Below are 23,817 nucleotides of genomic sequence, written 5' to 3' on the forward strand. Positions count from 1 at the left end.
TTAGGGGCGGGTGTTCGTGGTGCCCTCTGCTTCGAGGAGCGCAGTGTCCATGCCGAAGTAGTCGACCAACGCCACTGCCAGGCCGTCGTCGGCGACTGAATCGGTGACCACGCTCGCGAGCACCTTGAGCTCGTCCTTCGACTGGCCCATGACGATTCCGTGCTCGACCCATTCGATCATCTCGAGGTCGTTGAGCCCGTCTCCGGCGCCCACAGTGTGGGCGTGCTCGATCCCAAGCTCGTCGGCCACGATCTCCAGCCCGCTGGCCTTCGAGACCCCGTCCGGCGCGATGTCGAGCCAGTTGCTCCAGCCCACCGAGTAGCTGACCTCATGCAGTCCGAGCGAGTCCACGGCGGCCGCGAACTCCTCGGCGGTGCCATTGACCTCGCGCATGACGATGCGGGTGGCCCGCTTGGTCAGCAGCTCGTCGAAGTCGACGATGTCGAGCGTGTCGGATTCGGCGAGCTCACCGACCGGGAACGCTCCGGACGCCCACCGGTGCAGGTCCGGATCCTCGACGAGGAACAGCGCCGTCGGCAGTCCCGCGTGCATCTGTTCGAGTGCATCCTTCGGGTCGAAGGACACGACATGGTGCAGCTCCCACCCCAGCGGCAGCTCCGGGTCGAGGCGGACGACGACGGATCCGTTCGAGCACACGACGAAACCGTGCTTGAGGTCGAGCGCATGGACGACCTCGAGCGCGCCCGGCAGGGCACGACCGGTGGAGATCACAAGGTGGTGGCCCTCCTCGGCGAGCCGATCGAGCACCTGCCTCACCGACTCCGACAGAGATCCGTCGTAACCGACGATCGTGCCGTCGACATCGAGTGCGATGAGGTGCGGGGTCAAGGTGTCTCCCAACGTATGCGTCAATCTTCTTGTCGTCGTTCTTCCCGGCGCCGAGGCGGCTAAACCCAACCGAGAAGAGCCGAGTCCCGCCGAGTCCCCCGAAACGGTCAGTGCCCCGTGACCGGGTCCGGCCTCAGTAGCGCGGTCCCTCCGGTCCCTGCGCGGTCATCCCGCCGAGGTAGGGCCGCAGTGCCTCGGGCACCGTGACCGAGCCGTCTGCCTGCTGATGGTTCTCGAGGATCGGCACCAACCAGCGGGTGTTGGCCATGGTTCCGTTGAGGGTGGCGACCGGGCGGGTCGAACCCTCGCGGCGTTCGCGGATCTGCAGGCGGCGAGCCTGGAAGGTCGTGCAGTTCGACGTCGATGTCAGTTCCCGGTAGGTGCCCTGAGTCGGCACCCAGGCCTCGCAGTCGAACTTGCGGGCGGCGGAATCGCCGAGGTCGCCGGCAGCGGTGTCGATGACCCGGTAGGGCAGTTCGCACAGTCCGAGCATCTTCTCCTGCAGCGACAGCATGCGCTCGTGTTCGGCTTCGGCGTCCTCGACCGGGACGTAGGCGAACATCTCGACTTTCTGGAACTGGTGGACCCGGATGATTCCGCGGGTGTCCTTCCCGTACGAGCCGGCCTCGCGGCGGTAGCAGGAGGAGATGCCGGCGTAGCGCAGCGGACCGTCGGTCAGGTCGATGATCTCGTCCATGTGGTAGCCGGCCAACGGCACCTCGGAGGTGCCGACGAGGAACAGATCGTCGGCTTCGAGACGGTAGACCTCGTCGGCGTGCTCACCGAGGAACCCGGTGCCGCGCATGACCTCGGGGCGGACCAGGGTCGGGGTGATGGTCGGGTTGAACCCGGCTTCCTCGGCGACATCGCGCGCAAGATTGAGCAGAGCCATCTCCAGCTTCGCGCCGAAGCCGGTGAGGTAGTGGAAACGCGAACCGGAGACCTTCGTTCCCCGCTGAGTGTCGATGGCCCCCAGCTTCTCACCGATCTCGAGGTGGTCGAGCGGTTCGAAGCCGTCCGGGGTGAAATCACGGGGAACGCCCACGGTCTTGAGCGTCACGAAGTTCTCTTCCCCGCCGGCAGGGATGCCGTCGATGATGAGGTTCGGGACCTTCGACACGAGCTGGTCGAAGGCGAACGTGGCTTCTTCCGACTCGGCCGACAGCGACTTCACGGTCTCGGACTTCGCCTTGCCTTCGGCGATGAGTGCCGGCTTGTCCTCCTTCGACGCCTTCGCGATCTGGGAGGAGAAGGACTTCTGATCCGCACGTGCGTCTTCGAACGCGGTGATGGCCGCACGACGAGCGGAATCGGCGGCGATGACTTCGTCGATGAGCTCGACGGATGCCCCGCGAGCCTCCTGCGATGCCTTGAACAGGGCCGGGTTGTCTCTGAGAAGCGCTAGATCGATCACCCTCTCAGCTTAACGGGCCGGGCGTGTTTTCGATATTCGACCCTCAGCTCGCATTTGAGTTCCGCACTGTACATTTGGGCCATGATCATCGAGTTGGATCCCCTGATGACCTGGGTCATCATCGTCGGCGCACTCGCTGTGCTCGCGGCCGTGTTCCTCATCGGCCGTCGCACCGGCGTGCGACGCACGCTCAGCACGATGAGACGCGCCCACCCGGCGAATCTCTCCGACGAGGTGGTCGATGACGCCGCCCGGTACCGTGCCGCGCTCATCGTCAACCCCACGAAGACCGATGTGCACAACCTGGCCTCCACCGCCGAGGCGATCTGCCGTTTCGAGGGATGGAACCCTCCGCTCGTGCTCGAGACCACCCCTGAGGACACCGGGGAAGGGGCCGCGGTCCGCGCCCTCGACGAGGGGGTCGACGTCGTCATCGCCGCCGGCGGGGACGGCACCATCCGCGCTGTCGCCTCGGCGCTGGCGGGGACCTCGACCCCGATGGGGATCGTGCCGTTGGGGACCGGGAATCTGCTCGCCCGCAATATCGACCTCGTCCTCGACAAGACCGAGTGGGCGCTGCGGATCGCCCTTTGGGGACGCAATCGCGAGATCGACGTGGGGACGGCGAAGACCGATCCGGACGGCGATATCCATATCTTCACCGTGATGACCGGGCTCGGCTTCGATGCCGCGGTCATGGCCGACACCAGCGACGACCTCAAGGCTCGCCTCGGCTGGCTCGCCTACGTCGAGGCCGGATCACGGAAACTCACCGGCAAGCCCAGTCATGTCAAAGTCACGTTCGACGACGAATATCGGGTCTCTGCGAGGGTCCGTTCGGTGCTCGGCGGCAATTGCGGCCGCCTGCAGGGAGGCATCCAGCTGCTGCCGCAGGCAGTCATCGACGACGGCATGCTCGATGTGCTCATCGTCAGCCCCAAGAACCTCGGCCAATGGGTCGGCGTGCTCGCATCGATCGCCGGCCGTCGGGCCTCACGCGGGCTGCACACGAACATCCGGAAGTGCCGCAAGGTCGTCATCGAAGCCGGTGACGACGTTGATATCCAGCTCGACGGGGATCCGCTGGGTCAGTCGTCGTACCTCGAGATGGAGGTCGCCCCCGCGGCTCTGACCGTCCGTGTGCCGACCGTCGAACAGCGCAAGCAGATCCGCGCCGAGGCATGGCCGGTCTAGCCCGGAACCGCTGAGTTGGCGCGGGCGCCGATTCCTCTCGCCGAGGCGGCCCCGACAGTCATTCCTTTACCGACCAGTAGGTCACGAAACGGTAAAAGGAATTCACCTAAGCGTTACAGCAATTACACCTGAACAAAACGTACAGAAATAGTTTGGAAAACCCTCAGAACCTAGGATGAGTGCCGTATCACACCCCTCGCCACAGAGATTGAAGGCACACCCATGAAGAAGATCATCCTCGCGCCGGCAGTCGCGCTCGCGTTCACCGGGCTTGTCGCGAGCCCGGTCGCCGCCGCGGAATCGACGTCCGCTCAGTCGGCATCGACGCAGACTGCCGAGCAGAAGAAGGCCGAAGCCGACAAAGCCAAGAAGGAAGAGGCCGAGAAGGCCGCAGCTGAGAAGGCCGAAGCCGAGAAGAAGGCAGCGGCAGAGAAAGCGGCTGCCGAAAAGAAGGCCAAGGAGAAAGCCGAGGCCGCCAAGAAGGCCGCTGACAAGAAGAAGGCGGACGAGAAGAAGGCCGCCGAGGACAAGGCGGATGAGAAGGACGAGGCGAAGGCGCCTCCGAAGAAGGTCGATCCGAAGCCCGCTCCTGCACCCAAGGACGAGGACAAGGGTGCCGAGGACGATGACCAGTCCGAGGACAAGGCCAACCCGATCAACGCCTCCGTGCAGGTCACCTCGGGTGAGGTCACCGCGGAAGAACTCGCCGAGGACGGCGTAACCGTCAAGGTCTCCGGCCTCGAGAAGGGCGACAAGGTCTCAGCCAAGTCCGGCCTGACCGGCCCTGCCACGACCGCTCAGGGTTCGTCCGCGACTCTGAAGCTGCGCTCTGCCAAGGAAGTCACGCAGGAGTCTGTGAGCTTCTCCGTCCAGGTGCAGCGGGAAGGCGTCCCGTCGACCACTGAAAATTCTGAGGTTTCACTACTCCAGGACGAGACGGTCGATCCGATCAACTCAGACCTCTCGGTATCGCCGGATGAGATCACCCCTAAGGACCTTGCTGATGAGTCCAAGGGTGTAGAGGTCACTCTCACCAACCTCAAAGAGGGCGACAAAGTCACCGACAACCTGACCAATAAGACAAAGACTGTGTCCGCTAACGGCGACTTCACCTTCAGCGTCTATTACACGAAGGACCCCGATACCCTAGAAGAGGGCAAAGTTCCCTTCACTGTCACGATCGAACGCGAAGGCACCGACTCAGCTGAACTCAATGGCGAAATCAACGTCGTCGAGGACGCTGATGAAGACCCAAACGTCGACCCGACCGTCAAGGTCGACTCGAAGACGATCTCCCTCGAGGACTTCAAGAAGGACGGACTGAAGTTCAGGGGAACCGGCTTCTCTCCGGATGGGACCGTCAGCGTCAAGGGCGAAGCCGTCTCGGCCCAGCGTGCCGCAGCCACTCAGGCCGATGAGCTTCGTGCCGACGAGGACGGCAATGTCGAGGGCGCCGTGATCGCACCCGAGTCAATCGAAGCAGGCAAGTACTCGCTGACCTTCGTCGACGACGAGTCCGGCGAAGAGTCCGATTCCGTCGAGATCACTGTGACCGAAGACGACGCCGTCGATCCGATCGACGCCTCGCTCAAGGTCGACCCCAAGGAGATCACCGCCGAGGATCTCGCCAACAAGGACAAGGGCGTGACCGTCACCGTCTCCGGCGTGAAGAAGGGCGACACGATCACCGACTCGCTCAGCGGCAAGAGCGAGACCGCTGATGCCGATGGCGACTACAAGCTCCACCTCTGGTACGAGGGCAACCCCGACAACCTCGAGGTCGGAAAGGTTCCGTTCACCGTCACCATCGACCGCGAAGGCAGCGAGTCGGAGACTCTCAACGGCAACATCAACGTTGTCGGCGACGACGATGGTGAGACCGAGGCTCCCGCCGAGGCGACCTTCAAGGTCTCGCCGAAGACGATCGAGGCCGCGGACTTCGCCAACGACAAGAAGGGCGTCACCCTCGCCGTTGAGAACTGCGAACCGGGCGCAGATGTCCACTTCGAGGTCAATCCGAAGGGCATCAACGTCACGGCCTACGAGAACACCGTCAAGGCTGATGACGAAGGCAATGCCTCCGTCAACGTCTTCGGCACCTCCTCGAACGCCTCGGCCTACGTCGGCGCTTACACCGCGACTGCAACCTGCGGCGATGACACCATGAAGGACTCCTTCAAGGTCACCGAAGGCGCCAACGGCGGCGGCTCGGACGGCGGCGACAACGGGAACGCCGGAAACGGTGGAGACGACGGCAGCCAGCTGCCGCGCACCGGTGCCGACCTCGGCGGACTGACGACGGGCGCCCTGCTCCTCCTCGTCGGTGGTGCCGCGATCGCGCTGACCGGCCGCAAGAACAAATTCGGACAGACTCCGACGAGCTTCTGATCCGAGACAGGCAGTCAGCCTAGAACGACAGGCAGAGGGGCGGCTCAGCGTGTGCTGAGCCGCCCCTCTGCCTGTCGCGCAGCCCGTGAGATATCGGCGGCTCGGATGAATGCAGAATGAACTCTGCGCCAGAACCGAACTCAGAGCTGAACAAAACGACCACAACTATGCGTGTGGTGAATGTTGCATTACTGTTACATTCGTAATACTTCACACCCAGCTGTAATTTTCTAAGGAAATACATGAAGAAGCTCGCCCTCGCACCCGCGGTGGCCATCGCCATCACCGGCCTGGCCGCATCCCCAGTCATCGCTGCCCCTAACTCGGGCAGCTACTCACACACTGTCGTCAAGAACTCCGGCGACGCCCAGGAGAGCACTCCGTCTGAGTCACCTGAGGCTGATGCGCAGGCTATCGAGGCGAAGGTGACGACCTCCCCCAAGGAAATCACCGCCGAGGATCTCGCCAACAAGGAAAAGGGAATCGTCGTCACGATCACCGACCTTGAGGCCGGAGACAAGATCTCGGATTCGCTCACTGGCGAAGCCGGAACTGCTGAAGGCGATACTTTCCAATACAACATCTACTCCACTCAGCCCGCCGAGGACATCGAGAACGGTACGGTTGACTTCTCCGTCACGATCACTCGCGACGACGAAGAACGCACTTATGACGGGTTGAGCTTCTCCGTCGTCGACGACGCAGACGAGCCCGAGGCTCCCGAGGTCGACCCGACGGTCTCGCTCAACGCCGATGAGTTCACACAGAGCGAGTTCGCGGACAACGGCATCAAGGTCACCGGCGAGGGCTTCACCCCGAACGGCACGGTCACCGTCGTCGGCGGCAACGAAACGTCGCCGTTTGCGACCCAGGAAGTCGAAGCCGACGACGAAGGAAAGGTCTCCGCAACCCTGAAGTTCGAGGGCGACGGCGAACTCCCGGCCGGCGACTACTCGGTCTGGGGTGTCGACCAGGAGTCCGAGACCAACTCCCCGGCTCAGGACTTCACCATCACCGAAGACGAGACCGAAGCCCCCTCCACTCCTGCTGAAGAAGCCAAGCTGACCGTCTCCCCCGAGTCGATCACTCCTGCTGACTTCGTCAAGGACGACAAGGGCGTCACCCTCGCCGTCGAGAACTGCGAGCCCGGTGAAGACGTCCGCTTCCTCGTCAACCCGAAGGGCGAGTCGAGCGTCACCGCTTTCGACAAGACCGTCCAGGCTGACGACGAAGGCAAGGCCAACGTCAACGTCTACGGCACCAGCGCCTCCAACGCCTCGGCCTACATCGGCGATTACGACGTCACCGTCACCTGCGGCGATGACGAACTGACCGGTGACTTCTCGGTCGAGGACGACCCGAACGCCGGTGGCGGCGACGGCGATGAAGACGGCAACGACGATGGCGACAACGGAGATGCCGGCAACGGCGGGGACCTGCCTCGCACCGGTACCGAGCTGACCGGTCTCGTCGGCGGCGCCGGCCTCCTCCTCATCGGTGGAGTCGCGGTCGCCATGACCATGCGCCGCAAGAAGGTCGCCCAGGATCCCGCTGAGATCTGATAGCGACTGACCTGAGCTCGCCCGGGCTCGATTGAGCTAGGTGTGAGACGACGAAGGGCGCGAACCCGATCGGGTTCGCGCCCTTCGTCGTCTCAGCGATGCCGGGCAGAAGACAGCTCATTCCATGCGGTCGTACCTCGAGCGCAGGGCGAGGAAGACTCCGTAGAGGACCAGGCCGAGACCCACAGCCAACAGCAGATACGGCCCGAACGGCTGATCGCGCATGCCCTTGAGCGCACCGTCGATTCCGGTGAACTCCTCCGGATCACCGGTCGCCGCGGACACCACGATGAGGATGCCCACCGACAGCAGCGTCGCGCCCTTGCCCAGATACCCGACGATGCCTGTGAAGCCGACGAGGAAGCGAGTGAACGCGCTGCGCGGCCGACGCAGCTCGTCTTTCCACTTCCGCCGCAGACCGTTGACACAGAATACGATGCCGATGATCGCAATCACGGCGCCGACGGCCATGAGGATATACAGTCCACCCGGCACCTTCGCCACCGTCGTCGAGGCCTGTGAACTCGACTTACCCGAATCCGCTCCTCCGCCGAAGACGAATTGGGAGAAGGTTGCCGCCACGACTACATAGGCGATGGCAGAACCGACCACCGTGAAGAAGTCGGTCCACTGTTTCCTCCCCTGTTTCTCCTGCGGATCCCGAGTACCAGCGCCACGCAGCGATGCTGAGCCGAAGAACGCGTTGACCAGGCACCACAAAGCCATCAACGCACAGCCGAGGAAGCAGACGATGATGAGCACCATGCCGAAGGGCTGCGCAGCGATCTGGCCGACAGCTCCTGCCTGGTCGGCGTCGCCGCCGCCTTGCCCCAGCCCGATCGTCACAGCGGTCGCGCCGAGGATGGCGTGGACCAATCCGTTGGCGATGAATCCCGCTCGGGCCACCCGCTCGAACCAGCGGCTGTCTGCGGCTTCCTGAGCCGCCGAATCAGCGCTGTCGGCGACCTGTCGAACCTTCTCTTTCTCGTCCACAGAGTCAGTGTCGCACAGCACCTGTCCTCTTCTGCGCCGCAAACAGGCAGAATCCTCGGACAGATGCGAAGAGGCGGAGCGCGAATACCCAGATGGGTTCGCACTCCGCCTCAGATCCGATCGCTCTGACACTGACCGGCGACTGCCGACTCAGCCGCGCCGGTACCGGTTGTACAGCACCAGGGCTCCAGGCTCCGGACGACCCTGCGGGCGACGTCCCCTCGAGATCGAGACGACATCCCCGCCCGCGGTGCCGGCCGCGAAGACACGTGCATCGCGCTCCTGCGCCGACCGGCGTGCTCGAACCTCGTCCTCGAGCTCCTCATTGCGGCTCTTGAGCGCATCGACCTGATTCTGCAGATCGATGATCTTCTTGATCCCGACGAGGTTGACTCCCTCGTCCTGTGACAGCTGCTGGATCAGTCGCAGCTTGGCGATGTCCTTCCCTGAGTAACGCCGGCCTCGGCCCGCAGTGCGTTCCGGAATGACGAGACCCAGGCGGTCATACTGCCGCAGCGTCTGCGGGTGCATGCCCGCCAGATCCGCGGCCACCGAGATGACATACACCGCCGCACTCGATGAAATGTGCATTGTGATTCACCACCTCAACTGGCCTTGGCTTTGTCCAGCAAGCCGGCGCGTGGATCCTCACCTTCGGTGGCGGCCCTGAACGATTCGACCGCCTGCTTGGCTTCCTTGGACAGGTTCTGCGGCGCCACGATCTCGACTGTCGCCAGCAGGTCGCCGGTGCCCTTCTTCGTCTTCACACCTTTGCCCCGCACGCGCAGGGTCCGTCCCGACGGCGTCCCCGGTGCAACCTTCACCTTGACGGGCATTCCGCCCAGGGTCGGCACCTTGACCTCGGCGCCGAGGGCCGCCTCGTCGAAGCTGATGGGCAGGTCCATCCGCAGGTTGTCACCGTCGCGGGTGAAGACCGGGTGCGGGCTCACGTGCACGGTGAGGATGACGTCACCGGGCTCACCGCCGTTGGGGCTGGTCTTGCCCTTGCCGGCCAGGCGGATCTTCTGTCCGTCCTTGACCCCGATCGGGGTGCGCACGGTCAGCGGCTTCCCGCCGGGCATGTTCAGCTTCACCGAGGCACCGTCGATGGCTTCGGTGAACGACAGCGTCGTGCTCGACTTGATGTCGCCGCCCTTGACCGGAGGCTGGTAGCCGCCGTATCCGCCGCCACCGCCGAAACCTCCGCCGAATCCGCCGAGCAGATCCGCCAGATCCGGGGGAACGTCTCCCCCACCGCCGTAGGTCGTGCGGGTTCGCGTCCGTCCGCCGCCTCCGAAGAGGTCGGAGAACACGTCGTCGAATCCGCCGCCGGCAGCCCCTCCGGGTCCGCCGGAACCGGCGCTGAACCGGGCACCGCCGCCCATGGCACGGACCTGATCGTACTGAGCCCGGGACTCCTTGTCGGAGAGCACCTGATGGGCCTGGCCGATCTCCTTGAACTTCTCCTCGGCCTTCTCATCCCCGGGATTGGCGTCCGGGTGGTACTTGCGCGCGAGTTTGCGGTAGGCCTTCTTGATTTCGGCATCGGAAGCGTCCTTGGAGACGCCGAGGGTTTTGTAGAAGTCCTTGTCGAACCAATCATTCTGAGGTCCGGTATTCACCTGGCACCTCCTTTCCTTCCAATCAATCCTGTCATCACGGTATTCACTTGTCCTCTCACAATCCGCATCCCCGGGGCACTGCCCCGAAGATCCGGACCGCCGCCGAGGCGGTTCCCCGGCCCCGTACGTCGGTGAACCGGCGTACGGGGCGGGCGGCCGCCTCGGCGATCGTTGTCGTTCAGTCCTCCGGCTGCTGGACACCGACGCGGGCGGCGCGGATGATGCGCTCCCCGATTCGGTAGCCCGGCTGCATGACCAGGAAGAGCGTCGGATTCTCGACCTCATCCGACGGCTGCTGCATGAGTGCTTCGTGGATGTTCGGGTCGAACTCGTCGCCGACCTCCCCGTACTGTTCGACGCCGATCTTGTTCAGCGATTCGACGAGCTTGTTCACGTGGGTCTCGAAAGGCCCGCTGACATCGCCGTTCTCGCGAGCGAGCTTGACCTCGTCAAGCACGGGGATCAGGGCCTCGACGGCCTTGATCGTGCCGCCGAGCGCCGCACGCTCACGTTCGCGGTCGGCGCGCATCCGGTAGGCCGCATACTCGGCGTTGATGCGCTTGAGGTCGGCGAGGTAGCCCGCCGCGTCCGAGCCCGGTTCGGGCTCGGCCTCCGGCTCGATGTCCTCAAGCCCCGAGGCGTCGGCGGGGATGTCCACACCGAGGTCGCTGGCGTCAGCTGCCTGCTCGGCGTTCGGATCCGCGGTCGGCTCCTCGCCGGCCCCGGCCGAGGCCGCCTCAGCGTCGGCCTCGGGACGGACCTCACCGGTGTTCGGATCGACCCGGCGCTTGTCACTGAAGGTGAAGCCTGGCTCCTCGGACGACTTGTCGTTGCCCTCGGCAGTCATTACTTCTTCTCCTCATCCTCTTCGTCGACGACTTCGGCGTCGACGACATCGTCGTCTGCGCCTGCATCGGCGGTACCTTCACCGGCAGCTTCGGCACCTTCGGCACCGCCCTGCTGGCTGTAGATGGCTTCGCCGATCTTCTGCTGGTTCTCCACGAGCTTGTCGTAGGCGGACTTCACGGCGTCGTCGTCTTCACCCTTGAGGGCTTCCTTGACGGCGTCGACATCGCCCTGCATCTCGGTCTTGAGCTCCTCGGGCAGCTTGTCCGCGTTGTCGGTCAGCAGCTTCTCGGTCTGGTAGGCGAGGTTCTCCGCGTTGTTGCGGACGTCGGCGGCCTCACGGCGCTTCTTGTCCTCTTCTGCGTGCTCCTCGGCCTCGCGGACCATGCGGTCGATGTCTTCCTTCGGCAGTGCGGAACCGCCGGTGATCGTCATCGACTGTTCGGTGCCGGTGCCCTTGTCGGTGGCCGACACGTGGACGATGCCGTTGGCGTCGATGTCGAAGGCGACCTCGATCTGCGGCACGCCGCGCGGAGCCGGAGCAATGCCGGTCAGTTCGAAGGTGCCGAGGTTCTTGTTGTCGCGAGTGAACTCACGCTCACCCTGGAAGACCTGGATCGACACGGAGGGCTGGTTGTCCTCAGCGGTGGTGAAGGTCTCCGAGCGCTTGGTCGGGATCGGGGTGTTGCGCTCGATGAGCTTGGTCATGACGCCGCCCTTGGTCTCGAGTCCGAGCGAGAGCGGGGTGACGTCGATGAGCAGGACGTCCTTGCGCTCACCCACGAGAACACCGGCCTGCACCGCGGCGCCGATGGCGACGACCTCATCGGGGTTGACGCCCTTGTTGGGCTCCTTGCCTCCGGTGAGCTCGGTGACGACCTGGGTCACGCCGGGCATACGGGTCGAACCGCCGACGAGGACGACGTGGTCGATGTCGGACACGGAAACGCCGGCGTCCTTCATGACTGCGTGGAAGGGAGCCTTGGTGCGCTCGAGGAGGTCCTTGGTCAGGTCTTCGAACTTCGCACGGGTGAGGGTCTCATCCAGGTGGATGGGGCCGTTCTCGCTCATCGACAGGTACTGCAGCGAGATGTTCGTGCTGGTGGCCGAGGACAGTTCCTTCTTGGCCTGCTCAGCGGCTTCCTTGAGGCGCTGCAGAGCGGTGGCGTCCTTGGTCAGGTCCACGCCGTAGTTGTTCTTGACCTGCTCGACCAGCCAGTCGACGATGCGCTGATCCCAGTCGTCACCGCCGAGGCGGTTGTCACCGGAGGTCGCACGGACCTGAATGGTGGAGAAGTCGTCTTCGTCCTTGGCAACCTCGAGCAGGGACACGTCGAAGGTACCGCCACCGAGGTCGAAGACGAGGATGAGCTCGTCTTCCTTGCCGCGCTCGAGGCCGTAGGCCAGAGCGGCAGCGGTGGGCTCGTTGATGATGCGCGAGACGTTGAGGCCGGCGATCTCACCGGCGTCCTTCGTCGCCTGGCGCTCAGCATCGTTGAAGTATGCGGGAACGGTGATCACCGCGTCGGTGACCTTCTCCTGCAGGTACTCCTCGGCGTCGTGCTTGAGCTTCTGGAGGATGCGGGCCGAGACTTCGGGAGCCGTCATCTTCTTGCCGCCGATCTCGGTGGACCAGTCGGTGCCCATGTGGCGCTTGACCGATGCGACGGTGTTCTTGATGTTCGTGACGGCCTGGCGCTTGGCGATCTCACCGACGAGGGAGTCGCCGTTCTTGTTGACCGCGACGACGGACGGGGTCGTGCGACCGCCCTCGGCGTTTGCGATGACCTTCGGCTCGCCGCCCTCGAGGACGGCGACGACGGAGTTCGTGGTTCCGAGGTCGATTCCGACTGCACGTGCCATAGTGTTCTCTCCTTTGTTCGTGAGTTCCTGCGACTCGAATGTGTGCGATCGGGCGGCTCCGGTTCTTGAGTCAGAACCACTCGACCGCACACATTGAGCCAACTGGACTCAAGTATTCTCTTCGAGGTTTCGACCGTCAAGTCGACCTCATCAAAGTTGCGTACACCAGACTCAACTTTAATGAGGACGGTTTTATTCCGGCCGGGAAGAGATTATTGAAGTGACCCTCCTGTAGGTTGTCGGTTTTCGTGTCGGAATCTCAATTTTGTGTCGGTGGCGTGTCGGAGTTCTCAATTTCGTGTCGGAGCGAGGAAGCTGGAGGTATGACAACGAAGTCGTTGTTAGAGACGGAATTGATCTATCGCACCGAGGAGGGCTCCTCGGTCACGACGACTGTGGGAGCTGTAGATAAGACCCGGCTTTCGAAGGGTCTACCGGTCCGATCGCCCAGATCCTATGCACGTCAGCGTCACTACCCGGGTCTGTTCTGGTCTGCGACTACGGGCGGCCACGTACCGTACGAGAGCCGGTTGGAACTTGACCGACTGTGGGTGGCGGACTTCGACCCTCGGGTTGTCTGGATCTCCGGCCAACCGATGTGGTTGAGCGGCTGCGACGGTGAAGCGGTTCGTCGGCACGTACCTGATTTCTTGCTGACTGGCTCGGATGGTCGATTGACCGTAGTCGATGTGAAACCGGCCGAATTCGTCAGTCGGCCGAAAGTCGCGACTGTATTCGCATGGACACGACAGGTTTGCGAAGCGGCAGGGTGGCGATACGAAGTGTGGTCCGGTGACGATCCCCGCCGTTTGGCGAACATCAAGGCTCTCGGAGCAAGTCGCCGTCTCCAAATGTTCGGGCCACAGGATGTACGAGAATTCGACGGAGCTGGCGGCATGTCGTTTGGTGACCGCTTTCGGGCGTGGTCAGGGGAAAACGAGGTAAGCCTCGATGCCGCGATGGGGACATCCCAGCGTGTATGAGCAATATTTGAGGAGATCGCCGATGGCGTCGGTTGTTGAACTTTCGGTGGGCAAACAAGTGTGGTTCGAAGGCGAAATGTGGGAAATCGCTTCCATATCTGCGGCCGCCGCACAACTGTCTCGTGGCGACAAGTTCCGTTCGGTGGCGACGCTGTCGCTGTTAGATGGCGCGAAAATCATCGGTGACGATACTCAGGCTGCAGAAGATGAGGGGTCTCAGCCTGCATCGAATGTTGTGTTGAGTGATTTGAGTCCGGCTCAGCGGGCGAAGTTGGATCAGCGTGCTGAGGTCGTGCGCCCGTTGTTGGAGTATGACGGTGATGTCTCGTTGAAGCAGCGACTGCGAGAGGCTGCGGTCTCGGCGCAGGTGTCGACGCGCACGTTGGAGCGTTGGATGACCGGCTATCGTAGCGGCGGTTTGGCGGGTCTTGCTGATAGTCGAATGACTGGACGCTACGCCACGGGTATCGATTCGCGGTGGGATGCCGCCTGCGCCGAGGTTTTGGCGGAATATACATCGCGGTCGACTCCAACGATGGGAGTTGTCTTAGACAAGATCCAGCAACGGGTTGACGAGCAGCACGGGCCGGGAGTGGTGGGCACTCCGTCTCGGTCTAGTGCGTATCGTCGACTGAAGGAGCTGTCGAAGGGTCGACATGCTTTCGGAAGTGGTAAACAGCGGCGGTCAGTTGCCGATCGTCCCCGGGGCCCATATGGCAGGTTACGGGCGACACGGCCGGGTGAGTATGTGGTTCTGGATACGACGCCGCTAGACGTGTTCGCGATGGAACCGGTCACTTTGAGGTGGGTGCCTGTCGAACTGACTGTTGCTCAGGACCTGTTCACTCGTTGCATTCTGGGTCTTCGATTGACCCCTGTCTCGACGACCGCAGCAGATGTCGCGAATGCGCTGTACCAATGTGTGACTCCACAACCGAACGGTGATGATGACGGTGCGTGGCCGTTCCATGGAGTCCCGCGCAATGTGCTCGTCGGTACCGAAGAGCCGGATGGTGTGTCTCAAGAACGAGTCGCTGGGTTGCCGGCGTGCTTGCCGGAAGCGATCGTTGTCGATCACGGCAAGGTCTACCTGTCGTCGCATGTGACCTCGGCCTGCGCGCGGCTGGGCATCACGATTCAGCCGGCAATTCCTCACAAACCCACCGATAAGCCAACAGTCGAGCGGTTCTTCAAGACATTGCGCGAGGGCCTCTTGCAGCATCTTCCCGGCTACAAGGGCCCGGACGTCTACAACCGTGGAGCGGACATCGAGGATCAAGCCTTCTACTATGTAGCAGAGCTTGAACAGATCATTCGCGAATGGGTTGGCCAAGTCCACCATTACACCAAGCACCGAGGGTTAAGCGTTCCGGAGGTGCCAAACGCGGAGTTCTCGCCTGCGGAGATGTTCGAAATTGGTCTGGCGAAGGCTGGCGGAGTGTTGGTACCGAGTTCGCCGGACCTGGCGTTTAGTTTTCTTGACGTCGCGTGGCGTTCGATCCAGCACTATGGTGTCGAGATCGACGGACGCCGGTACGACGGTGCCGCGTTGAATATGCATCGAAACTCCAAGTCCCCGTACAAGGGGGTTCATGCTGGGAAGTGGCCGTTGTTCGTTGATGCTCAAGATGTTCGACGGGTGTGGTTCCAGAACCCAGACACTCTTGAGTTTGAACCGTTGGAGTGGGAGCACGCACCAGCGCTCGACCAGCCGTTTTCCCTGGAGGCGGCCAAGTACACGAAGAGGTTGGCGCTACGGTCCAATCGCCATGTGGACCCAACCCAAGCCGTCCAAGACCTGCTGAACTCATGGAATGAAGGCACTGTGACAGCGCGCCGGGATAAGTCGCTGGCTCTACGCCTCAGCACTACCCGCAGTCATGGCGTGTCCACAACCGAAGACGACAATCACGAAGCACGCGAGACGGCGTCTGTGCCGGCGGTGATCGATCTGCTCGAAGCCCGAAAGAACCGCAAAGCAAATGAGCTGGACCTCGTTGATGATCTCGACGATGTATTTGCCCGCTATTACAAAGAGCATCCTGACCAGGACGGTTTTGAGGTGTTCGACGAATGACGAATCGGTGGGCCCGGTGGTTGCGGGAGCATCAGCCACAGCGTTTCAACATGGCGACCAAACAGGGCTGGGACGCGTTCGCTCAATCTGCCCCACGTCCGGAGTTGGAACAGTTGTCGCGAACGGAGTTGAATCGGCTGAGCGATGAGGAACGAGAAGATTACGACGAAGCACGGTTGGTGTGGAACGCGAATCCTCCGGCAGTCAAGACCGTCCAATTGAGTAGCGCGTTCTCGGTAATGGACCAGGTGATGGCCTCGAACAGACGCGATGGAGATCGTTTACGGGGATCGATCGTGATCGATGCCGCCCCGGCACTGGGCAAGACCACAATCGCGACTCGTTTCGCAAGGGAATACCATCGCAAGACTTTGCGTCGTTTCGGTGCCAAGACTGGTGCCGGTCATCAGCGGTTGCCGGTGGCGTTCATCCCGTTGGATGCGGGTGTCACGCTCAAGGGATTGAACCAGAAAATCCTCGCCTTCTACGGTCATCCAGGCGCCAATCGCGCGACGACCGCACGGTTGGGCGCACTGGCGGTCGATTGCGTGCGCTCTTGTGAAACCCAGCTCATTGTCATCGACGATCTGCACTTCATCGATTTCAAACATCGCCATGGACGCGAGGTCAGCAACCATCTGAAAGGCCTGGCGAACGAGATGCCGGTGACGTTCGTCTATGTGGGTGTGCGTTTGGCTGAGAAGCGATTCTTCGACGAAGGATTAATAGGAGAAGATGCCGCATATGCGCAAACATCACGCCGTTCGACCCGCGTCCCGGTCGCACCGTTTAACCGCACTACCAATGCCGGAACTCGCGCGTGGTCGCACCTGCTGACGAAGCTCGAAGAGCACCTGTTACTCGTCGACGGAGAACCTGGCATGTTGGTGCGTCAGGCTGCGGAGCTCCATCGTCGCACACAAGGTCACATTGGTTCCCTGACGAACTTACTCGACCGTGCTAGCTACCTCGCGATCACCACCGGAGTCGAAACCATTACCCCGGAGATTCTGTCTGCGGTCACGATCGACAATGCAGCCGAAACCAGCGCCCGCACAGCCTAACGACAAGTGCGCATCGACGCGCTTGCGAGGAATCACCTCTGGCTACGACCTCGACGCGTGGCCACTGGCACTGCCCATTGAGCCCGATGAAACCCTCTCGAGCTGGTGGGCACGCATAGCCTCCCGATTCGGTGTCTCACCGGCAGCCTTGTTTCGCGAAGTCGGGTTCCGAATGGGTTCCTACACCCCGTGGCGAGTGGAGCAACGACTCGCGCGCCCCAGTTCCCCATTGAGTGTTCGAACCGGGGTATCCAACGAAACCAGGGCTCAGGCTCACACTGCTCAGGCACGTATTTCAGATCTTCTCGCAAGCGTGACTCAGCGGTATTCTGGAGGGATGACAAGGGCGATGACAACAACGCACATTGCACATGCGACGGCCAAAACGACAAAGGTCGCCCTCCATCCGATGGAATGCGCCATTGCCGCCCCAGCAGGCAGGCTGACGAGGTTCGCCAGTGTCGGACCAGCCAAGACGACAGACAGGGCCTTCCCCGCTCTCTCATGCGGAACGAGAGTTGCGGCAAATGCCACGATCACGGCCCAGAAGATTCCATGAGCCATTGCGCCGATTACGCGCGAGACCAGAGCGAACGCGAAGTGAGGCGCCACGGCGGTCAGGACGTTTGCCGTACTCATGGTTCCGAGAGAGACCAGGACCAGTCTTCTGCGCGGCCACCTGATTGTCGCGCGCACGAACGGTACTCCCGTCACCGCGATCGTCATCGCCCAGACGGTCACGAGCAGGCCCGCTGTCGAGTTCGCCACCGACAGCGATGTGCTGAGTTGGTCCAGGACGCCCGTTGGCATCATCTCCGCGCTCACTGTCGTGAAGGTCGCCGCGCTCAACGCCAGCAGGGGCAGGACGGTGCTAGTTGATTCAGACATGCCTCGAACTTAAACTTTGACGTCAATGTCAATGTCAAGCAACGGAGGACGGCATGAGAATCGGAGAGCTCGCAAAGCTGTCCGGAACGTCGACACGGATGCTTCGCTATTACGAATCCCAGGGACTCCTGAAGGCGAAACGATCCACAAATGGGTATCGCGCGTTTGACACAAGCGATGTCGAACGGGCACGTTCCATCGCCAGCCTCATCCGATCCGGGGTACCAACCAAACTGATCTATGCCATTCTCACCGCGCAAGACGATCCCGCGAACTGGGGCAACTCCTGTGACCTCGAGTTCGCCAGACTGCTTCACATCGAACTCGACACGATTGACGAGAAGATCGCATGCCTCACTCGAAGCCGAGCCGCAGTAGAGACCTACCTTGAATGCTCGGGTGCCAACACCGTCTCGGCCAGAAGCAGCACTGACTGAGCACCGCTCGACACATCTCGGCACTTTCCGTGCTCGTGACTCTATTGCGCGTCTGCTGCGCAGCTGAAAACGACAGATCCACCCCTACACACTCATCCTGGCCGGCGGCACGTTGAGACATCGGCTGCCGATTCCGAAGAAGCAGGCCGCCGTGCCGCCCAGATCACCTCAATATCAACCAGACGGAGCGAGGCGGAGCAGCCGTGGGCGAGATGACATCTGTCGGAGCAACCACTTGAGAATCATGACGATTCGGTGCAATGACTGCGGGTTCATCAATTTGGCGTGACCCGGGGACGCCAGCTTGTTTCGGGCGGGCGCTGCGCTCACTCGCCGAGGTGGTCCTCCAGATCGTCGAGGATCTGACCGGCTCCGGTGGGTCCGAGTCCGAGGAACCAGACATCGTCGTTGACGCGGATGGCCTTGCCGTCCTTGACCGCGTCGAGACCCCTCCATTGGCTCGACTCGAGCGCCTTCTTCTCCCCGGTCGCCTCCGGGTCGCCGTAGCTGGTGTAGAAGACATAGTCTCCGGCGGCTCGGTCGAGGTTCTCCGGTGAGATCTCGACGGCGAGTTCATCGACGTCCTGATTCTTCGGGCGCTTGAATCCCGCGTCGTTCAGAATGACTCCGATGAGCGACTGGTTCGCGTAGAGGCGCAGACGCTCAGGCATGAAGCGCACAAGTGAGATCGTCGAGTCTCCGTCGACAGAGTCCTTGAGCTCACCGGCCTCACGAGCGTAGTCCTCAAGCTCCTGCGTCGTCGCGTCTTCCATGCCCATCGCCTCACCGACGAGGCGGAAGTTCTCCTTCCACGGGAATCCCGGGCGGATGGAGAACACCGTCGGAGCAATCGAGTCGAGCTCGTCGTAGAGCTTGTCGGCCCGCAGCTGGCTGCCGAGGATGAGGTCGGGCTCGAGCGAGGCGATCTTCTCGAGATCAAGCTCTTGAATCGTGCCGACCGTCTCGACTCCCTTGACCTGGTCTTCGAGGTAGCTCGGCACCGGACTGGCGCCCTCGGTCGTCACCATGCCGACGGGCGTGATGCCCAGCGACAGGACATCGTCGAGTTCTCCGGTATCGAGAACGACGACTCGCTCGGGCTTCTTCTCGATCTCGGTCGTGCCGTTGGCATGCGTGACCGTTCGCGGGAAGACCCCGGCCTCGGCATCACTGCCGAGCTTCGCGGTCTCCTCATCAGCAGTGCCGAAGGCCTCACCTCCGGTCGCAACATCTTTGTTGCCAGCCTCCCCGTCGGCACTTTTGTCGTCCTCGGCAGCACAGCCGGTGGCGAGCAGGGCAAGAGTCAGTGCGGAGGCGGCCGCTGCGACCGCCCGATTCTTCAACGTCAGATTCACACAGATGAGCCTACCCTAACCAATGCCGCTGTTGACACGCAGCGAGCAGCCAGAGGCGGACGAATGAAATCCGGCAACGGGCGTCTTCGCGGAGATGGCAGAGGCACCCGGCAGGGATCTTGGCCCTACCCGGGCGCCCCTGCACTCCGCGGATTGCGATGACGGTCAGCCGCCTCGGCGAATCAGCCCTTCGCAGGTCGGGAACTGATGATCTCGGCCCGCTCATCACGATTGAACTGACGCAGCTGGGTCACATGCGAGGGGTTGAGCTCGGAGACATCGGCAACCTGGAGCAGGCGCATGGTGCGCTCGACCTGCTCGCCGAGGATCTCGATCGTCCGGTCCACGCCTTCCCGACCGCCGGCCATGAGACCGAAGAGGTAGGCGCGGCCGATGAGGGTGAAGTCCGCACCGAGCGCCAGGGAGGCGACGATGTCGGCACCGTTGCGGATTCCGGTGTCGATGATGATCTCCACGTCCTTGCCGATCTCACGAGCCACCTCGGGGAGGAGCTCGAAGGGAACGGGTGCCCGGTCGAGCTGACGTCCGCCGTGGTTGGACAGGACGATCGAGTCGACGCCGAGGTCGGCAAGCTTCTTCGCGTCCTCGAGCGTCTGCACGCCCTTGACGGAGAACTTGCCGGGCCACATGGCACGGATCTCGGCGAGGTCGTCGAAATCGATCGAGGGATCCATTGCCGAGTCGAGCAGTTCGCCGACCGTTCCGCCGGTCTCCGACAGGGAAGCGAACTCGAGCTTCGGAGTGGTCAGGAAGTCCCACCACCACCAAGGGCGCGGGATCGCGTTGAGGATCGTCTGCGGGGTCAGCTGCGGTGGGATGGAGAAGCCGTTGCGCGTATCGCGCAGGCGTGCACCGGCGACGGGGGCGTCGACGGTGAAGAACAGGGTGTCGAATCCGGCGTTCTTCGCCCGCTCGACGAGACCGTAGGAGATGTCGCGCTGCTTCATCACGTAGAGCTGGAACCAGTTGCGCCCGTGCGGGTTGACCTTCTTCACGTCCTCGATCGAGGTCGTGCCCAGCGTCGAGAGCGTGAACGGAATGCCTGCGGCCCCGGCGGCTCCGGCGCCGGCGGTCTCGCCTTCGGTCTGCATGAGCCGAGTGAACCCGGTGGGGGCGATGCCGAAGGGCATGGCCGAGCTGCCGCCCATGATCTGGGTCGAGGTGTCGACGTTCGTGACGTCCTTGAGGATCGAGGGGTGGAATTCGATATCGCGGAAGGACTGGACCGAGCGCTCCATCGAGATCTCACCCTCGGCGGCACCATCCGTGTAGTCGAACGCGGCGGCCGGGGTCCGGCGCTTCGCGATCGTCCGCAGGTCCTCGATCGTCAGTGCGCTCTCCAAGCGGCGCTTCTTCGGGTCGAGTTCGAACTTCTTGAACTTCATCAGTTCGAAGATCTCGGACGGCTGAGGAATCTGCCTCTTGACCATGTTTATCGCTCCTTCTGTTTGGCAGTGGTTGGTGAGAAATGATTCGTGCGGACGGTCCGGTCGCCGCCACGGCAGCGAGGGGGCCTCAGTGGGAGGGCACCATCCAGGACAGCACCGTCGACTGGAGTCCGACGAGCAGACACATGGCGACGAGCATGCCCAACGACCAGCCGATGACGCGGCGAAGGATCGAGGACTCCTTGCCGAGCAGGCCGACGGCGGTGGCTGCGATGGTGAGGTTCTGCGGACTGACCATCTTACCGAGGACTCCACCCGAGCTGTTGGCGCCGACGAGCAGCAGCGGATTGAGTCCAGCCTCGTGCGCGGCGGTCTGCTGCAGAGTGGCGAACAGTGCATTCGCCGAGGTGTCCGAACCGGTGACAGCAGTGCCCAGCCAGCCGAGGATCGGCGAGAGGAAGGCAAAGAAGGCACCGGTGCCGGCGATCCAGGTGCCGATGGCGATCGTCTGGCCCGAGAGGTTCATGACATAGGCCAGTGCGAGAACCGATCCGACGGTGAGGATCGAGAACTTCATCTTCACAACGTTGACGATGAAGACATCGACGGCGTCCTTCGCCGACATCTTGTACACGATCGCGACGATGATACCGGAGATGAGCAGCAGAGTTCCGGGCGAAGACAGCCATTGGAAGTTGTAGATCGTGCTCGTCGAGACTTCGCCAGCGGCATCGAGGATGTTCCCATTCAGTCCGGGCCACGGAATCTTCACATCCGTGGATGCCAGCCAGTTGTTCAGCGCCGGCACGAGCTTGGCCACGGAGAAGATGACGATCACCAGCAGGTATGGGAAGAGCGCAAGGAACACCCGGGACCCGGTCAGCGGTGCGGTCTCTTTCTTCACATCGGTGGCCACAGCTGCGGAAGCGCTGCCGGCGTCAGGGGCGGCGGCGCCTTCGTGTTCGCGCTCGTCGGCCATGCGGTCGAGTGCCTCCTGTCCGCCCTTCGGCTTCCAGAACCGGAGCATGATGACGACGGCGGCGAGGCCGACCAGGGAAGCGATGATGTCGGTGAGTTCGACGGAGAGGAATGTGGCCGAAACGTACTGCGCGAGGCCGAAGGCGATGCCCACGACGAGGGCCAGGGGCCAGATCTGGCGGAGCCCGCGACGCCCGTCGACGAGCAGGACGAGGAACAGCGGCACGACCGCGGCGAGGAACGGGGTCTGGTGGCCGACCATGGCGCCGATGTCCTGGTAGTCGATTCCCGTGAGGGTGCCGGCGGTGATGATCGGGATGGCGATCGCACCGAAAGCCACGGGCGCGGTGTTGGCCACGAGGACAACGACCGCAGCACGCATGGCGGTGAAGCCGACGGCGACCAGCATGACACCGGTGATCGCCACAGGGGCGCCGAATCCGGCGAGCGCCTCGAGGAGACCGCCGAAGCAGAAAGCGACGATGATCGCCTGGATGCGCGGGTCATCTGAGATGACGTTGATGACCAGCCGCAGGTCTTCGAAGTGGCCCGAGCGCACGGTGAGTTCGTAGAGCCAGATCGCGGTGATGACGATCCACATGATCGGGAACAGTCCGAAGGCGAACCCCTGCGTCGCCGACAGCGCGGCGAGCCCGACGGGCATTCCGTAGGCGGCGATCGCGACGATGAGAGCGACGCCGACGGCGGTCAGTCCGGCCCAGTGGGCCTTCCACTTCAGCGCGCCGAGGGTAATGAAGATCGTCAGCAGCGGCAGGATCGCCAGCAGAGACGACCGCAGAAGGCTGTCGGCCACCGGCGCAATTTCGGGTGTGTACATGGCTTCTCCAACACGGCCGGGCATGCCCACGACGGGTCCGTTCCCCTGTGAACGCGCTCCGAGCTCGAATGATCACATTTTTTAGTATGGCCTTTATGAGGTCAGACCATTAAAGTGAGCATAGGACGGAGGTGTGATCTGCGTCAAATGTCCTCGGGCGCTCTGGTCACGCCCGCGAGCAGCGCGAAGAATGGCATGACATGATGGCGCGGTGGAGACGACCATGAGTGATGACACGAACGAATTCCGCCCGGAACAGACCGGCAGCACCGAGGCGGCTGCGGGACCCGAGTGGAAACCGGTGACCCGCGCGAGCACCTATGAGCTCGTCATCGACGCCGTCGAAGAGCAGATCATGGCCGGCTCGCTGAGCGTCGGAGACCCCCTTCCGGCCGAACGCGACTTGGCGACGAAGCTCGGCGTCAGTCGTGCCAGCGTCCGCGAGGCGCTGCGCGTGCTCGACAGCCTCGGCGTCGTTCGGTCTTCGGGCGGGTCCGGGCGCGGCGCCGGCACGTTCATCGCCGCGATGCCCTCGGCCGCGCTCACCCGCTTCCTCCGCCTTCATGTCGCGCTCACGAACTTCAGCATCGAGGACGTGACGGAGACGCGCATCCAGCTCGAACGCTCGAGCGCGGTCCTTGCGGCGACCCGTGCCGACAAGGACGCGCTGGCAGAGGTGAATGCGCAGCTGGCGATGATGGACACCCCCGGGATCAGCCTCGAGGTCTTCAACGACGCGGACACCGCCTTCCACATCGCCATCGCTCAGGCGGCGGGCAATCAGCTCTTCTCCGATCTCACCGGGGCCATCCGCACTTCCCTGCGGAGATCGATCTTCTCCTCATTCAGCCGCGTCGACGACCAGCAGGCACTGATGGCGACGCTGCAATCTCAACACCACGGAATCATGAATGCCATCGTCGCCGGTCACCCGGAGGAGGCCGCTCGCGTCACCGAGGAACACATCCGCTTCGCCGCCTCCCAACTCCCCGGCCTCTCCCCCGACTGACAAATCCCCTCCTCTTGCTACCCGACGGCGGCCCAGCAACCTGGCGCC

At 62.9% G+C, this 23,817-nt stretch carries 19 protein-coding genes and 1 pseudogene; 9 read left to right on the forward strand and 11 right to left on the reverse strand.

Going from position 1 to position 23,817, the window contains the following annotated elements; all coding sequences use genetic code 11:
• Both QYM46_RS16815 and serS read right to left on the reverse strand, forming a co-directional pair.
• The gene (locus tag QYM46_RS16815; protein WP_432789882.1) at positions 1-861 is read right to left on the reverse strand and encodes an HAD family hydrolase; all 861 of its coding nucleotides are present in this window, start codon (positions 859-861) and stop codon (positions 1-3) included.
• Positions 862-982: 121 nt separating this feature from the next.
• The gene (gene serS / locus QYM46_RS16820; protein WP_432789883.1) at positions 983-2,263 is read right to left on the reverse strand and encodes a serine--tRNA ligase; all 1,281 of its coding nucleotides are present in this window, start codon (positions 2,261-2,263) and stop codon (positions 983-985) included.
• A gap of 81 nt (positions 2,264-2,344) precedes the next feature.
• Here serS and QYM46_RS16825 point away from each other — a divergent pair, with 81 nt between their 5' ends.
• The 3 genes from QYM46_RS16825 (at position 2,345) to QYM46_RS16835 (ending at position 7,407) form a co-directional block, all read left to right on the forward strand.
• Positions 2,345-3,457, forward strand: a complete 1,113-nt coding sequence (locus QYM46_RS16825) for a diacylglycerol/lipid kinase family protein (protein ID WP_432789884.1) — start codon at positions 2,345-2,347, stop codon at positions 3,455-3,457.
• Positions 3,458-3,679: 222 nt separating this feature from the next.
• Positions 3,680-5,845 carry a hypothetical protein gene (locus QYM46_RS16830; RefSeq protein WP_432789885.1) on the forward strand — a complete coding sequence of 722 codons (2,166 nt, stop codon included), beginning with the start codon at positions 3,680-3,682 and terminating at the stop codon, positions 5,843-5,845.
• Positions 5,846-6,087: 242 nt separating this feature from the next.
• Positions 6,088-7,407, forward strand: coding sequence for a lipoprotein 17-related variable surface protein (locus QYM46_RS16835; protein ID WP_432789886.1), 1,320 nt, complete (start codon positions 6,088-6,090; stop codon positions 7,405-7,407).
• A 117-nt stretch (positions 7,408-7,524) separates the two neighbouring features.
• Here QYM46_RS16835 and QYM46_RS16840 read toward each other — a convergent pair whose 3' ends face one another.
• The 5 genes from QYM46_RS16840 to dnaK form a co-directional block, all read right to left on the reverse strand.
• Positions 7,525-8,400 carry a DUF1206 domain-containing protein gene (locus QYM46_RS16840; protein ID WP_432789887.1) on the reverse strand — a complete coding sequence of 292 codons (876 nt, stop codon included), beginning with the start codon at positions 8,398-8,400 and terminating at the stop codon, positions 7,525-7,527.
• A gap of 150 nt (positions 8,401-8,550) precedes the next feature.
• Positions 8,551-8,991 carry a heat shock protein transcriptional repressor HspR gene (locus QYM46_RS16845; RefSeq protein ID WP_169253361.1) on the reverse strand — a complete coding sequence of 147 codons (441 nt, stop codon included), beginning with the start codon at positions 8,989-8,991 and terminating at the stop codon, positions 8,551-8,553.
• 14 nt (positions 8,992-9,005) lie between these two features.
• The gene (locus QYM46_RS16850) at positions 9,006-10,022 is read right to left on the reverse strand and encodes a DnaJ C-terminal domain-containing protein (protein ID WP_169253362.1); all 1,017 of its coding nucleotides are present in this window, start codon (positions 10,020-10,022) and stop codon (positions 9,006-9,008) included.
• A gap of 178 nt (positions 10,023-10,200) precedes the next feature.
• Complete coding sequence (locus tag QYM46_RS16855; RefSeq protein WP_432789888.1) at positions 10,201-10,869, reverse strand: nucleotide exchange factor GrpE; 669 nt, start codon at positions 10,867-10,869, stop codon at positions 10,201-10,203.
• The gene (gene dnaK / locus QYM46_RS16860) at positions 10,869-12,731 is read right to left on the reverse strand and encodes a molecular chaperone DnaK (RefSeq protein ID WP_025780753.1); all 1,863 of its coding nucleotides are present in this window, start codon (positions 12,729-12,731) and stop codon (positions 10,869-10,871) included. Before dnaK ends, QYM46_RS16855 begins: the two co-directional genes overlap by 1 nt.
• Before the next feature lie 323 nt (positions 12,732-13,054).
• On the opposite strand from dnaK, the gene QYM46_RS16865 reads away from it, so the two are divergent.
• The 4 genes and pseudogenes from QYM46_RS16865 to QYM46_RS16880 all read left to right on the forward strand — a co-directional run.
• A complete protein-coding gene (locus QYM46_RS16865) occupies positions 13,055-13,714 on the forward strand; it encodes a TnsA-like heteromeric transposase endonuclease subunit (RefSeq protein WP_432789889.1) in 660 nt (219 codons plus the stop codon).
• 22 nt (positions 13,715-13,736) lie between these two features.
• Positions 13,737-15,791, forward strand: a complete 2,055-nt coding sequence (locus QYM46_RS16870) for an integrase (protein WP_432789890.1) — start codon at positions 13,737-13,739, stop codon at positions 15,789-15,791.
• Positions 15,792-15,841: 50 nt separating this feature from the next.
• Positions 15,842-16,855 carry a TniB family NTP-binding protein gene (locus tag QYM46_RS16875; protein ID WP_415711862.1) on the forward strand — a complete coding sequence of 338 codons (1,014 nt, stop codon included), beginning with the start codon at positions 15,842-15,844 and terminating at the stop codon, positions 16,853-16,855.
• Positions 16,824-17,090: pseudogene (locus QYM46_RS16880) on the forward strand (hypothetical protein); the annotation flags it as partial. The gene QYM46_RS16875 and the pseudogene QYM46_RS16880, both read left to right, overlap by 32 nt.
• Before the next feature lie 83 nt (positions 17,091-17,173).
• Here QYM46_RS16880 and QYM46_RS16885 read toward each other — a convergent pair.
• A complete protein-coding gene (locus QYM46_RS16885; protein ID WP_432789891.1) occupies positions 17,174-17,743 on the reverse strand; it encodes an MFS transporter in 570 nt (189 codons plus the stop codon).
• 53 nt (positions 17,744-17,796) lie between these two features.
• On the opposite strand from QYM46_RS16885, the gene QYM46_RS16890 reads away from it, so the two are divergent.
• Entirely contained in the window at positions 17,797-18,180 is a 384-nt protein-coding gene (locus tag QYM46_RS16890) for a MerR family transcriptional regulator (RefSeq protein WP_432789892.1), read from the forward strand.
• A gap of 326 nt (positions 18,181-18,506) precedes the next feature.
• Here the strand turns inward: QYM46_RS16890 and QYM46_RS16895 are convergent, their stop codons facing one another.
• From QYM46_RS16895 to QYM46_RS16905, 3 genes are all read right to left on the reverse strand, one after another.
• On the reverse strand, positions 18,507-19,529 hold the full coding sequence (locus QYM46_RS16895; RefSeq protein ID WP_432791757.1) for an ABC transporter substrate-binding protein: 1,023 nt from the start codon (positions 19,527-19,529) through the stop codon (positions 18,507-18,509).
• Positions 19,530-19,717: 188 nt separating this feature from the next.
• Positions 19,718-20,986 carry an alpha-hydroxy acid oxidase gene (locus tag QYM46_RS16900; protein ID WP_169253367.1) on the reverse strand — a complete coding sequence of 423 codons (1,269 nt, stop codon included), beginning with the start codon at positions 20,984-20,986 and terminating at the stop codon, positions 19,718-19,720.
• A gap of 85 nt (positions 20,987-21,071) precedes the next feature.
• The gene (locus QYM46_RS16905) at positions 21,072-22,760 is read right to left on the reverse strand and encodes an L-lactate permease (protein WP_432789893.1); all 1,689 of its coding nucleotides are present in this window, start codon (positions 22,758-22,760) and stop codon (positions 21,072-21,074) included.
• A 223-nt stretch (positions 22,761-22,983) separates the two neighbouring features.
• Here QYM46_RS16905 and QYM46_RS16910 point away from each other — a divergent pair, with 223 nt between their 5' ends.
• Positions 22,984-23,769, forward strand: coding sequence for a FadR/GntR family transcriptional regulator (locus QYM46_RS16910; protein WP_169253369.1), 786 nt, complete (start codon positions 22,984-22,986; stop codon positions 23,767-23,769).
• Positions 23,770-23,817: the final 48 nt, after the last annotated feature.

The organism is Brevibacterium sp. K11IcPPYGO002, assembly GCF_050920635.1.
Classification (GTDB): domain Bacteria; phylum Actinomycetota; class Actinomycetes; order Actinomycetales; family Brevibacteriaceae; genus Brevibacterium.

Excerpts from the sequence above, each read along its gene's own strand:
- QYM46_RS16825 (WP_432789884.1), top strand. The coding sequence starts at position 2,345 with ATGATCATCGAGTTGGATCCCCTGATGACCTGGGTCATCATCGTCGGC.
- QYM46_RS16830 (WP_432789885.1), top strand. The coding sequence starts at position 3,680 with ATGAAGAAGATCATCCTCGCGCCGGCAGTCGCGCTCGCGTTCACCGGG.
- QYM46_RS16835 (WP_432789886.1), top strand. The coding sequence starts at position 6,088 with ATGAAGAAGCTCGCCCTCGCACCCGCGGTGGCCATCGCCATCACCGGC.
- QYM46_RS16845 (WP_169253361.1), bottom strand. The coding sequence starts at position 8,991 with ATGCACATTTCATCGAGTGCGGCGGTGTATGTCATCTCGGTGGCCGCG.
- QYM46_RS16855 (WP_432789888.1), bottom strand. The coding sequence starts at position 10,869 with ATGACTGCCGAGGGCAACGACAAGTCGTCCGAGGAGCCAGGCTTCACC.
- dnaK (WP_025780753.1), bottom strand. The coding sequence starts at position 12,731 with ATGGCACGTGCAGTCGGAATCGACCTCGGAACCACGAACTCCGTCGTC.
- QYM46_RS16865 (WP_432789889.1), top strand. The coding sequence starts at position 13,055 with ATGACAACGAAGTCGTTGTTAGAGACGGAATTGATCTATCGCACCGAG.
- QYM46_RS16870 (WP_432789890.1), top strand. The coding sequence starts at position 13,737 with ATGGCGTCGGTTGTTGAACTTTCGGTGGGCAAACAAGTGTGGTTCGAA.
- QYM46_RS16875 (WP_415711862.1), top strand. The coding sequence starts at position 15,842 with ATGGCGACCAAACAGGGCTGGGACGCGTTCGCTCAATCTGCCCCACGT.
- QYM46_RS16885 (WP_432789891.1), bottom strand. The coding sequence starts at position 17,743 with ATGTCTGAATCAACTAGCACCGTCCTGCCCCTGCTGGCGTTGAGCGCG.
- QYM46_RS16890 (WP_432789892.1), top strand. The coding sequence starts at position 17,797 with ATGAGAATCGGAGAGCTCGCAAAGCTGTCCGGAACGTCGACACGGATG.
- QYM46_RS16900 (WP_169253367.1), bottom strand. The coding sequence starts at position 20,986 with ATGGTCAAGAGGCAGATTCCTCAGCCGTCCGAGATCTTCGAACTGATG.
- QYM46_RS16905 (WP_432789893.1), bottom strand. The coding sequence starts at position 22,760 with ATGTACACACCCGAAATTGCGCCGGTGGCCGACAGCCTTCTGCGGTCG.
- QYM46_RS16910 (WP_169253369.1), top strand. The coding sequence starts at position 22,984 with ATGAGTGATGACACGAACGAATTCCGCCCGGAACAGACCGGCAGCACC.